Origin of the sequence: Pseudomonas sp. GL-B-12 (assembly GCF_019955895.1) — a bacterium.
Lineage (GTDB): Bacteria > Pseudomonadota > Gammaproteobacteria > Pseudomonadales > Pseudomonadaceae > Aquipseudomonas.
In genome coordinates this window covers 113,079-125,208 of sequence record NZ_JAHBCX010000007.1, presented here as the reverse complement: position 1 = coordinate 125,208, position 12,130 = coordinate 113,079, and the positions used below count along the sequence as shown (strand labels likewise).

General features: G+C 53.9%; 11 protein-coding genes and 2 pseudogenes. 4 read left to right on the top strand and 9 right to left on the bottom strand.

All coding sequences use genetic code 11. The features are described 5' to 3' along the window. The first annotated feature begins 133 nt into the window (after positions 1-133). Entirely contained in the window at positions 134-1,651 is a 1,518-nt protein-coding gene (locus tag KGA85_RS04580) for a nucleobase:cation symporter-2 family protein (protein WP_223454245.1), read from the top strand. A gap of 682 nt (positions 1,652-2,333) precedes the next feature. Here KGA85_RS04580 and KGA85_RS31100 read toward each other — a convergent pair. Further along, entirely contained in the window at positions 2,334-2,468 is a 135-nt protein-coding gene (locus KGA85_RS31100) for a hypothetical protein (RefSeq protein ID WP_263287630.1), read from the bottom strand. A gap of 375 nt (positions 2,469-2,843) precedes the next feature. Between KGA85_RS31100 and KGA85_RS04575 the strand changes: the two genes are divergently transcribed. Beyond that, positions 2,844-3,074: a hypothetical protein gene (locus KGA85_RS04575; RefSeq protein WP_150641276.1), complete on the top strand. Its 231-nt coding sequence runs from the start codon at positions 2,844-2,846 to the stop codon at positions 3,072-3,074. A gap of 405 nt (positions 3,075-3,479) precedes the next feature. Then, positions 3,480-4,238 (top strand): type I methionyl aminopeptidase, encoded by a 759-nt coding sequence (map, locus tag KGA85_RS04570; RefSeq protein WP_223532609.1) that lies wholly within the window; start codon positions 3,480-3,482, stop codon positions 4,236-4,238. 116 nt (positions 4,239-4,354) lie between these two features. Here map and KGA85_RS04565 read toward each other — a convergent pair. The 6 genes and pseudogenes from KGA85_RS04565 to KGA85_RS04540 all read right to left on the bottom strand — a co-directional run. Beyond that, a pseudogene (locus KGA85_RS04565) lies at positions 4,355-4,942 on the bottom strand (isocitrate/isopropylmalate family dehydrogenase); the annotation flags it as partial. 558 nt (positions 4,943-5,500) lie between these two features. Next, positions 5,501-6,331: a universal stress protein gene (locus KGA85_RS04560; RefSeq protein ID WP_223542944.1), complete on the bottom strand. Its 831-nt coding sequence runs from the start codon at positions 6,329-6,331 to the stop codon at positions 5,501-5,503. A 217-nt stretch (positions 6,332-6,548) separates the two neighbouring features. Beyond that, positions 6,549-7,310, bottom strand: coding sequence for a YoaK family protein (locus KGA85_RS04555; RefSeq protein ID WP_223454251.1), 762 nt, complete (start codon positions 7,308-7,310; stop codon positions 6,549-6,551). 363 nt (positions 7,311-7,673) lie between these two features. After that, entirely contained in the window at positions 7,674-8,918 is a 1,245-nt protein-coding gene (locus KGA85_RS04550) for a malic enzyme-like NAD(P)-binding protein (protein ID WP_223454252.1), read from the bottom strand. Between the two features lie 411 nt (positions 8,919-9,329). Beyond that, positions 9,330-9,515 (bottom strand): hypothetical protein, encoded by a 186-nt coding sequence (locus KGA85_RS04545; RefSeq protein ID WP_223542943.1) that lies wholly within the window; start codon positions 9,513-9,515, stop codon positions 9,330-9,332. A gap of 24 nt (positions 9,516-9,539) precedes the next feature. Continuing rightward, a complete protein-coding gene (locus KGA85_RS04540; RefSeq protein WP_223454257.1) occupies positions 9,540-9,770 on the bottom strand; it encodes a hypothetical protein in 231 nt (76 codons plus the stop codon). Positions 9,771-9,911: 141 nt separating this feature from the next. Here KGA85_RS04540 and KGA85_RS04535 point away from each other — a divergent pair, with 141 nt between their 5' ends. Further along, entirely contained in the window at positions 9,912-11,567 is a 1,656-nt protein-coding gene (locus tag KGA85_RS04535) for a SulP family inorganic anion transporter (RefSeq protein WP_223454259.1), read from the top strand. A 70-nt stretch (positions 11,568-11,637) separates the two neighbouring features. On the opposite strand, the gene KGA85_RS04530 is transcribed toward KGA85_RS04535, so the two are convergent. Both KGA85_RS04530 and KGA85_RS04525 read right to left on the bottom strand, forming a co-directional pair. Beyond that, complete coding sequence (locus tag KGA85_RS04530) at positions 11,638-11,823, bottom strand: ribbon-helix-helix protein, CopG family (RefSeq protein WP_077185744.1); 186 nt, start codon at positions 11,821-11,823, stop codon at positions 11,638-11,640. A 117-nt stretch (positions 11,824-11,940) separates the two neighbouring features. After that, positions 11,941-12,090: pseudogene (locus KGA85_RS04525) on the bottom strand (integrase); the annotation flags it as partial. Positions 12,091-12,130: the final 40 nt, after the last annotated feature.

Here is a 12,130-nt window from a genome sequence, read left to right as displayed (position 1 = left end):
CCAGGAGGGTGGGTGGCAGGCGGAAATGGACAAGTATCCATTTTGTGACTGATAAGTTGTATACAACTCTATAGACATTTGTCCTGACTATTGCATACAGTGTGCGAATAACAAAAACCAGGGAACCCCCTCCATGAAAACGCCCCATGTTTCACACCAACGGCCCGAGGACGAAAATCTTGGGATCGGCGCGAATATGGCTTATGGCCTGCAACATGTTCTGACCATGTATGGCGGTATCGTCGCGGTGCCATTGATCATCGGCCAGGCGGCCGGGCTCTCGCCGGCGGACATCGGTTTGTTGATTGCTGCTTCATTGTTTGCGGGGGGGCTGGCAACGCTGCTGCAAACCCTGGGTTTACCGTTTTTTGGTTGTCAATTGCCGCTGGTACAGGGCGTGTCCTTCTCCGGCGTCGCGACCATGGTGGCGATTGTCAGCAGTGGTGGGGAGGGCGGGTTTCAGTCGGTGTTAGGTGCGGTGATAGCGGCGTCCCTGATCGGGTTGCTGATAACCCCGGTGTTCTCGCGTATCACCAGGTTCTTCCCGCCGCTGGTGACCGGCATCGTGATTACCACCATCGGCTTGACGCTGATGCCGGTAGCCGCGCGCTGGGCCATGGGTGGCAACAGTCATGCGCCGGACTTCGGCAGCATGGCGAACATCGGTCTGGCGGCGGTAACGCTGGTGCTGGTGCTGCTGCTGAGCAAAATCGGCAGTGCGACCATCTCTCGCCTGTCGATTCTGCTGGCCATGGTGATCGGCACGATCATCGCGGTGTTCCTCGGCATGGCGGATTTCTCGTCCGTAACCCAGGGCCCGATGTTCGGCTTCCCGACGCCGTTCCACTTCGGCATGCCGACCTTCCACTTCGCTGCGATCCTGTCGATGTGCATCGTGGTGATGGTGACGCTGGTGGAGACTTCGGCGGACATTCTGGCCGTCGGTGAGATCATCGGCACCAAGGTTGACTCCAAGCGCCTGGGCAACGGTCTGCGCGCCGACATGCTGTCGAGCATGTTCGCGCCGATCTTCGGCTCCTTCACCCAGAGCGCCTTCGCCCAGAACGTCGGGCTGGTGGCGGTCACCGGCATCAAGAGCCGCTACGTGGTGGCTACTGGCGGTCTGTTCCTGGTGATCCTCGGCCTGCTGCCCTTCATGGGCCGGGTCATCGCCGCCGTACCGACCTCGGTACTGGGTGGCGCCGGCATCGTGCTGTTCGGCACCGTCGCAGCCAGCGGCATTCGTACCTTGTCCAAGGTCGACTACCGCAACAACGTCAACCTGATCATCGTCGCGACCTCGATTGGCTTCGGCATGATCCCGATCGCGGCACCGAACTTCTACGATCACTTCCCGAGCTGGTTCGCGACCATTTTCCATTCGGGCATCAGTTCCTCGGCGATCATGGCCATCGTGCTGAACCTGACCTTCAACCACCTCACCGCCGGTAACTCCGACCAGCAATCGGTGTTTGCGGCCGGTACCGAGCGGGTGCTGCGTTATCAGGATCTGGCGGCGTTGCGCGAAGGGGACTACTTCAGCGACGGTAAACTGCATGATTGCGACGGCAAGGAGATTCCGGTGCTGGAATCGGAACATGGCGTGGCCGAGCCGCGGGCGGTGCACTCGAAAAGCAGTGAGCATGTCTGACGTTCACGGCAACTGAAAAGGGCCGATCTGTCGAATAGACAGATCGGCTTTTTGCTTTTCAAGAGACGGCTTTTCAATCGGCCACAAAAAAGCCCCTGGATCTTTCGATTCAGGGGCTTTTCGATGTTGCTGTCTGGCTCACGACCTGGACTCGAATAGAAAAATAAGCATCTGTTTTACAATGAACTTATGCTGATTTATAAAATATATATCTCTACGATTATCCTAATTAAGCTCGTATTTTATGAGAACTCTTCGATACCCCATGAGCACGGCAGCAGCAAGCTGCCGAAGGCGGCGTACGCAGGCCAGTCTGTGCTGGATCAGAAAAACACATCATAGTGGCTGCTTTTGGCCCAGGGTGTTATAGATCAGAGTCGTATTTATCGCCAGACAGTCTTTAGCCCAGTTCTTAGCGTTGATACAAAGGTCTCCAATGAAGGATCTTTCTCAGCATTTTGCTTATGCCTGCCGATGAAAATCCACTCATCTTCTGCCCAAAAAATTCGAATTGTTTTGGGTGATTTGCAGTCGAATACAACTTGATAAATTCTCGTTTCTCGCTGCTGGACGACGACGCATTGCTCAAGGCAAACCAACAGTCGTTGCCCTGGTTCCAGGGTCGGAGCATTGAGCGGGAGGCGCTTCTCAATTTCTGTTTTCCGCATGATGACTGTCGTCCTTAAAATTCAGAAACAGTACGTGTTGAATCAAAAGCAAGGGAGATCCGCTGCTGCGAGGTACGCATCTGGATGCCTTCACGCATGGCGCCATATGTGCTCTTCAAGGTGGTAATCATCACGGTCAAGTAAGCCATTTCGGAGCCTGTGCAGACAATCCCCTTCAAGGTCTGGAATTGATAGCTCGCTACTTATTGTGAGAGCCCTTTGGTTCCACTTGTTCTCGATCTGGCCGGCAAATCCTGTTATCGCGGGAAACTGGCCGCATGGCCGTGCGCCCTCAAAGCCACGGCATTGGGCGGACCGACTCGGGCCCACGTGACTGAGGTGCTTCGACAGTCCTGCTCATGACTAGCCTCCAAGGGGGCATATGTGCATAATATTATCATGCAGTGATAATTGAAAGGCAATCTACTCGCCCTTGCTTCAGGCAGAGGCGAGGTCTTTTGATCGATTGTCGGGAGGCAAAGACATGCATGAGAACAGCAATACGTGAGCGCTTGGAGACCCGTATGAAACGTGAGGACGTAAAAACCAAACACGCTGAAGGCATTCAGTTTGATACCCATTTGATTGCCAACCCGGCCAACACCCAGGAGTGGATCGCCTTCTTTAAAAAGGATGCAGGAAGAAGCTTCTTCCTGGTCAATGACAACGAAGAAATCGAACCCTTTCGGTACCTTGATGATTTGATTCATGAGCTGCGAGAAATCGGTATCAAGGTTGCTGAAATTCATTTTTGAATTCTTTTCCTTGGAGTGTCGTCATGTCCGTCAGAATCGAGCATCTGTCTAGTCAGAGTGAAGATCTATGGTCCGTGTGTATTGGAACCAGGCGCATTCAATTCCGTAATGAGCAGGGCGCAAAAGATTACGCGGCAAAGCTAAAAGAGCGTATTGAAGCTCCGCACTCATACCCTCGTGCGTTGCCGTTCGCCTACAAGCGCGGTTGCAGTAAGTAATAATGGTTAATGACTTTCTATTAACGCTAAAGTTACGGTAACAAAACATTGTTTCTTTTGCAGAGCGCTGTGTAACTTAGTAAGTTGAATTAATTTTCATGCTGCGTTCCTGTAATTGCACAACATTCGGCGAATGAGCACCCGCCCAACCAGTCCCTAATGTTCATGATGAGGGTAAAGTACGACTATGAAACCTGCACTAATTGCTATGTCACGAACTGCAGGAAAGTTGGCTGCGGAGGTTCTAAGCATGATAGCGCCTCACGTCAGACCCGGGGTTTCGACCAATGAGCTTGATAAGCTCTGCCATGACTATATTGTCAACGTGCAGAAGGCCACTCCAGCCAATATCGGTTATCACGGTTTCCCCAAAACCTTGTGCACCTCCATCAATCATGTCGTATGCCACGGAATCCCGTCAGATAAAGAGCTCTCGGATGGCGATATCCTCAATATTGATGTCGCGGTGCTCAAGGATGGTTGGTTCGGTGATACAAGCCGCATGTATTTTGTCGGCGAGCCAAGCGCAGAGGCTCGTCGGTTGGTGGACACGACCTATGAGGCGATGTGTGCCGGCATTCATGCAGTAGGCCCCGGTGCCACGCTCGGTGATGTCGGTCACGCCATTCAAACCGTGGCGCACCGTGAAGGCTATAGCGTAGTGCGTGACTACTGTGGACATGGCATTGGCATGGTTTACCACGATGAGCCACAGGTCCGTCATTATGGTAACCCTGGTGAAGGCATGAGACTGAAACCGGGCATGATTTTCACCATCGAGCCAATGCTCAATGCTGGAAAGCACGGTGTTAGAACGCTGGGGGATGGCTGGACCGTGATCACCAAGGATCTTTCGCTCTCGGCCCAGTGGGAACATATGGTCTTGGTCACCCGCGATGGCTTTGAGGTTTTGACTGCGTGGCCGCATCAGCCCGTGGAGTATTAGAAGATTTAATCCAACAGACTGTCCTACTGGTAGGTCAGAGTGGAGCACACGTAGAAAATCGCCAGCTCGTACTGAGCTGGCGACTCAGACGGAGCGCGTGTTTGTTGGTTCTCTATTTAGTCACGCAAGTAGGCCACCAAGGCGTCAGCGAAGGACTCCGTTGTACCGGTCCCTCCCATATCGGGTGTCACTTGATCGCAGGAGCTTTTCAGAATAACGCGGATAGCTGTACGAATGCGTGTCCCTTTGTCCACCATGCCTAGGTAATCAAGCATGTCTGCGGCAGCCAACAACAATGCACATGGGTTCGCGATGTTCTTGCCAGCGATGTCCGGTGCCGAGCCGTGGACCGCTTCGAAAATGGCCGCATCGGCGCCGATGTTGGACCCCGGCGCCAAGCCCAATCCACCCACCAGGCCTGCGCACAAGTCTGAAAGGATGTCGCCAAACAGGTTGGTGGTGACGATGACATCAAATTGATGGGGATTCATCACCAGCTGCATACAAGCGTTATCGACGATCATCTCGTGGAATTCGATTTCCGGATAATTCGCAGCGATCTCACGCGCCACCTCAAGGAACAAGCCGGAGCAAGACTTGATGATGTTGGCCTTGTGCACCGCGGTCACTTTCTTACGGCCTTTGCTACGAGCCAGCTCGAAGGCATATCGCACGATGCGTTCGGAGGCAGTGCGTGTTACACGAATACTTGCCAAAGCGACTTGAACTATCGCTCACCGAGGGAGTTCAGGCGCTTGGCCGCAGCATCAATTTAACAGGGAGTTGGTGTCCGGTTTTGTAGGGGCAAGTCCAGGCATCGAGTACGCGTAGCGTCGCCTGCATGATCTCAGGGCCGATGCCGTCACCCTTGATGATTTGCGATAGTTTTGCTCATGGTCTCTTCCTTAACAGCGCTTTGTCAGCCGCTGTATTGATTGGGTCATTGAGACCGGTGTCACGAGTCTGCTGATTGGCATTGACTGTCTGGTGGCTTTCACCGCGCCAGTGTGCTGTGTTTCATCCTCCGCGCCGTGACTGCGCAGGTCATCGCGAATCAATAGACGGGCGACCTGAGTGGGTGTCAGTTCTCTCGCCGCACAAAACTACTCAAGGATGCGGCTGTAACGGGCGAGCTACCGGATCAAGGATGCTGTCATTTGCTCCATCGAAGATGCGCACAGCATTAACATATAATGTTAATCGAATGTGCTGGCTAGGAGCGTTTTCATCCTGAGATGGTAAGGTGTTTGAATGTCTGTGCGTTACATGTTGAGGTAGCTTTTGGGCAGGAATAGAAGAGGACGAGTTGTGGCTCGGATCATTCTTGACGTCGTACTGCCAAGCCAAAATCGACGGACTCGCGAATGACCAAAAGCGCCCATGATCATCAGACCGATATCGTGTTCGGTCTGATAGGACTGTAAGGCGAGCTCTACTCTCCCGCCACAGATGGCTGTCCGCACGTCACACCCGGCTGATTGCAGAATGGCTCCTGCCGCATCGAGTCGTTCCAGATTCTTCGACGTGTTGGCTGCGACCATGACCAGGTGCACGGGCAGCTTTGTGAGGACTGAACTCGCTGCCAGCATTTCCACCCCCATGTGCGTGTCCTCGCTCCCGTCATAAGCAAACATCAGGCTTCGTGGTGGGTTGAAGGAGCAAGGTGTGACCAGGATCGGCTTGTGCAAAGCATGGATGATGGTTTCGAGCTGGTTGAGTCGGGGACAGAACGAGCTGTGTTTTCCCATGACCAGCCAGCGCATGTCAGTTTCCATCTCGAGTAACCGACCCAACAGTTCTCCATCGCTTTGACGAAGCTCTGGCTGCATCACGCCATCAGCAATCGCTCTTTCTCGAGCGTTTTGCAGCATTATCAAGCCTTGCTTCAACGCCTGCTCATGGCGTTTTTCGTCCAGCGACATAGCTTCTAGCACGTGCGCCAGGCTGCCGGGCCGTATCTCTACGCCAGCGGGGCGGTCTACAACATTCAGGAGGGTTAACGGCAATACAAAGTTGAGACTGGCCCAAGCGGCGTAGTCGCAGACGGCCGGAGATGTAGTTGAACTGTCGATACAGGCCAATATGTGGGTCATCACAACCCTCATCTCGATGATCTTGAAGAGCTGATCACCACGCGGGCTATAAACGAAAAATACCCGCTCGGCGAGGGCACCGCTTGTGGCGTGCCAATGAGTGGGTTTACCCGATATACGACAAGCCCATTACAAATAGACAGACCCACGTAGGCAGCTGTCAGTATAGCAACGCCTGGACTGCCCTTCGCCGGCACGCTCCTCAAACGTCTTTGGCTCACTTTCGCATGACGCGGCGGACAAACAGCCTGAGATCATCAAAGGCAGGCACGATCGCCAGCGTCACCAGAACCATCGCGAGCGGTACCGTTGAGATATAACCAATGTGCTTGAACCCAAAGGCACCCACCACGCCGCCGAAGAAGAAATTCAGCGCGAGCAGTATCAGTATTTTGAGCCGGGTCCGATTGGCGAGAACTTTTGGATGCGTCGATGTGCTGACGGCATTCCAATAAAAGAGTTTTCCAAACTCAATACCGATATCCGTAATGATGCCGGTGATGTGCGTCGTTCGGATTTCGGCTTTGGAAATTTTGGTGATCACCGCGTTTTGTAGCCCCATGATGAAACACAGCAGCATCACGGTGACGGACACGAATAGACCATCCACGGTGGATAGCTGGGCTCCCAGAAAGCCAAAGCAGATGAGTAAAAAGGCTTCGAGCAAGAGGGGCACTGCAAACTCGCTGTGCATGCGTCTGCGGCGGGAATAATTGACCATGACCGCCGAGCATGCTGCCCCAATCAGAAAGGACAACAGAGCGCCGGTGCCACTGAGCACCAGGTCGTAGGCTCCCAGCACACTGTTGTCTGCCATCAAGGAGACGATGCCCGTCATGTGTGAGGTGTACTGATGCACCGCCAGGAAACCGCCAGCGTTGATTGCTCCCGCTACGAAGGCCAAGGCAAACCCTAGGTGTCGGTTTGCGGCTGTGGTACGCCTTCGCCCGGTGAGGCTCCTAACATATTTGATCGGCATTCATTCACCCCTGTCCCAAGCGTAGGAGGAGCAAGAAAGCCAACCGATTATGCACATCTGATATCACCAGGTCCTCGCGATCTAGACGGGTCTGCTCGTTGAGTGTTGAAGCCGCTGACTGTCGTTTCTTCTGATCGGTGATCAGAATTGCCTGGGATGCCAACCCTGTGTGGTGAGTACCTGCTGGGGGTAGACGGCGATCCCGAAAGCTTGACCCCGCGATCAGCCAAAAGCGGGTGATCTTACAAATGGCGGGCTGTCGATATTCAGGAGGTGCAGCGCCTGGATAATCCCCGAGTGCGACAGCTGCCAACCGTGCAAAAGGTCGTGCAACTGCGGCACATCAGCATGATTGACGTCAGCTTAGAGCGGGTAGTGCGTTGGGTAATGCAGCTTCGCAACGCCGGTGTCGATAGCGGCCTTGGCCACTGCGCCGGCTATTGCTCCGAGCAGGCGAGCATCGAGCGCTTTGGGAAGAATGTAATCGCGCCCAAACTCAAGCTTATCGACGTTGAACGCTTGCAGCACTTCCACAGGGGTTGGCTCTTTGGCCAATTGGCGCAGTGCTTCCACCGCCGCTATTTTCATCGCTTCGTTGATCCGGGTTGCCCGAACATCCAAGGTCCCGCGGAAGATGAACGGAAAGCCCAGAACGTTATTAACCTGGTTCGGGTAGTCAGAACGACCGGTCGCCATGATCAGGTCATCACGTGTGGCCATGGCCAGCTCGTAGCTGATTTCAGGATCCGGGTTCGAGCAGGCAAACACGATCGGATTGGGTGCCATCGCTGCCAGTGCTTCAGCCGGAAGGAGATTGGCTCCAGACAGACCGACAAACACGTCAGCACCGTTCATGGCCTCCATCAGTGTACGAGGGCCACCGTCGTTAACGAACTGTGCTTTGTATTGATTGAGGTCTTCCCGAGCGGAGTGGATGACACCGGTGCGGTCGACCATGTACAGATTGCTTTTTTGGGCGCCGAGACTAAGCAGCAGGCGCATGCAGGCAGTGGCGGCGGCACCGGCGCCGAGGCAAACAATTCTCGCGCTCTCCAGGGTTTTGCCCTGAATCTCCAGCGCATTGAGCATGCCGGCAGCGGTGACGATGGCAGTACCGTGTTGGTCGTCATGGAAGACCGGGATGCTGCACTGTTCGATCAGTGCTTCTTCGATTTCAAAGCACTCAGGGGCTTTGATGTCTTCCAGGTTGATGCCACCAAAGGTGTCGGCAATGCGCACGACTGTATCGATAAAGGCCTGGGAACCCTCAGCATTGACTTCGATATCGATCGAGTCGATGCCGGCAAAACGTTTGAACAGCAACGCTTTGCCTTCCATGACCGGCTTACTGGCCAAGGGGCCTAGATTGCCGAGGCCCAGAATGGCAGTGCCGTTGGTGATCACGGCCACCAGATTCCCTTTTCCAGTAAAGCGATAGGCGTTCTCCGGATCCTTCGCGATTTCGCGAACGGGCTCGGCTACGCCTGGGCTGTACGCCAGTGCGAGTTGGGCGGCTGTGTCGGCGGGCTTGGTCAGCTCAATGCTGATTTTCCCTGGGGTTGGGAATTCGTGGTAATCCAGTGCAGCCTTCTTGAAGTCGGTAGTCATGCGAGCCCCTAATTAGACGTTGATTACAATGCCATGTTAACACTATTATAATGCAAGGCAACGAGATCCTGACCCACAGACCAGGGTCAAATTGCCGGCTTGAACGCTGCTGATGAAGGGGTTTGTCAGCCAGCGGACCAACTCTATTGGCCCTAAGACTTCAGGGCGGGCCTGTATTTCTTGGTCAATAGAGATCCTCCTATGCTTGAACCCGTCTTAGGCCACCTCGTGTGGCCATTTTTTTGCGCGTTCGAATGCCCCGATGTGCCACGCCCTAAGCGCGGCACATCGGAACTCAGAGATTTCTCATCGCTTCTTGGATTTGATCCGCGTGCTTCGACAATTGCGTGAGTCCGTGGCCCAGCTGCGTAGGGGCCACTGCGTGGGTCATTAAGTCCAGATCAGCGTTGATCAGTGGTCTGGGTTGGGAGCGTGGTGAACTCGCGGAAAGGTATGCGGTGCGTCGATTCTTTCTTTAAGTGTGGCCGCATAGTCCTTCGCCCCTTGCTCGGTACGAAATTGAATGCTGCGGCTACCGAAACAAACAGACCAAAGCTCTTCGCTTTGACCGGACAGATGCTCAATTTTTACTGACATGGTCAAACTCCCTGAATGCAACTATCAGAAATGAACTTCGGCGGACTTGATACCCAGCTCGCGAAGCTCATGGATCAGCTCATCGAGGCGTCCAAATGACTCAATCTCCTCTTGGTCATTGACCAGAAAATAGCTTCTTCCTGCATCCTTTTTGAAAAGAATGATCCACTCGTGCGTGTTGGCTGGGTTGGCTATCACATGCGTGTCGAAGTGCATGCCTTCACCGTGTTTGGTTTTGACGTCTTCGCGTTTCATGCGGGGTCTCCGGGCATATGGTTTAGCTCTCTGAGCACCGAATCTACAGCGTCGCTGGTGTCGTACCGAGGCTAGGTCAATTGCTTTGCTATTATCACTAAGTGTAAATAGTATGCACATGCCACCAGAGCGAGGCTAGTCATGATTGCGATACGAGAAGCTTGGAAAGCGGGCTTGTTAGGGCGCGAGCATTGGCTTCGAAATATCGTCTCAGGCGTCATCGTCGGCGTCGTGGCGCTGCCGTTGGCCATGGCATTTGCCATCGCCTCAGGCGTCAAACCGGAACAAGGGATCTACACAGCCATTGTGGGTGGCTTGCTGGTTTCGCTGTTCGGCGGAAGCCGGCTTCAGATTGCCGGCCCAACTGGGGCGTTCATCGTCATTTTGGCCAGCGTGACGGCCAAGTACGGTGTGGATGGCTTGCAGATCGCAACAATGATGGCCGGGGCCATTTTATTACTGCTCGGTATCACCAAGCTTGGCGCACTCATCAAGTTCATCCCTGATCCCGTGATTGTGGGATTCACCGCTGGTATCGGGGTGATCATTTGGGTCGGGCAATGGAAAGACTTTTTGGGCTTGCCGAAAATCAGTGGTGATCATTTCCACGAGCGGCTGTGGCACCTCATTCAGGCCCTACCCAGCCTACATGTGCCCACGACGCTGTTAGCGGCCTTGAGCCTGGCGTTGGTGATACTCGCACCTAAAATACCAGGCGTAAGGCGTGTCCCGGGCCCCCTGATTGCTATGGTCGTTGTGACGGCGTTGCATTCTTATTTTCAATTCGACGGCGTGGCCACGATCGGGAATGCATTTGGAGGAATTCCCCAAGGACTTCCCAAAATTGGCCTTCCCGAAATAACGCTGCCGCAGGTCATTGAGTTGATTGGCCCTGCGTTTGCAATCGCGATGCTTGGGGCTATCGAGTCGCTATTGTCTGCTATTGTCGCCGACGGGATGGCCGGTACCAAACATGACTCCAATCAGGAGTTAATCGGACAAGGCATTGCTAACCTGGTCACTCCTCTGTTTGGTGGCTTTGCTGCAACAGGCGCGATCGCTCGAACAGCAACCAACATCCGCAATGGTGGCAACAGTCCAATCGCGGGTTTTGCACACGCCCTCACTTTGATTCTACTGATCGTCTTCTTGGCGCCTTTGGCTGCGGATATCCCGCTGTGTGCGTTGGCTGCGATCTTATTCGTGGTCGCTTACAACATGAGCGAACTGAAGCACTTCAAACACATGGTCAAACGAGCCCCAAAAGCCGACGTTGCCATCCTGTTAATTACCTTCAGCCTGACTGTTTTCAGTGATCTGGCGATTGCGGTGAACATTGGGGTCATTCTCGCCATGCTGCAATTTATGCGCCGGATGGCGTCCTCTGTGGAGATTCAGCTAATGGTTGAAAAAGAGCTGGAGGTAGAGTTGCGTATGAATGGGCATGTACATCTTCCCCCCGGTATTTTGGTTTACACCATTGAGGGGCCTCTCTTCTTTGGCGCAGCAGAAACCTTTGAGCGCGTTTTGGCTCAAACACACACCGATCCTGGGACTTTGATTATTCGACTAAAGCGAGTGCCGTTCATGGATATCACTGGCTTACAAACGCTGCTCGAAGTCATTGAGCAGCTGCGCAAGCGCAGCATCGTCGTGAAGTTGTGTGAAGCCAACGAGAAAGTCCTCGGCAAGCTCGACAGGGCAGGGATTCTTCAGGCGCTCGGCTCAGAGCATTATCATGCCGACTTCAGTGGCGCACTGGGCAGTTATGTCGACATCGACAAGACCCAAGGCTAGAGAGGGGGGGCAGTAGGCTAAGAAGGAGCGATGAGCAGGCATTCGTCGTGCCCGCTCATGCGCAGACGAATCACTTGCCATTGGCTGCAATTCTGCTTTTGGTCGAGTAGGACACGCCATGCGTCTCTAGGTAGTCCCGAATAAGCTGACGAACAACCTGAGAAGGCGTCAGATCCTGAGACGCACAAAGCTCCTCAAGTGCTTTTTTCTTGACGGGATCAATGAGCACAGTTAATCGTGCAGTCTTATTTTCCATGGGATTGCCTGTACCCTAAATCGGTCGATGATAATCAAATTATAATAGCCGGGCATTCATTTGTCACCGGTTAGGTTCGCTACTGCTAGCTAGATTGGCCGTGGTCAAAAGGTGGCACTGAACAAACGCCTCCCAGCGATCACTGTGCGCCTTGACCGTGCCGTAATGCCCGCCGCCAAACAGATCGCGCAACGCCTGTGGCCCGGCATAGCTCAGTTGTTGTCCATAGCCAAAATTTCGCCCATCCCGTCTATCTACCAATGCCATGATCAAACTCCTCTCGAAGCCAAAACCTTTGAAACTTTCC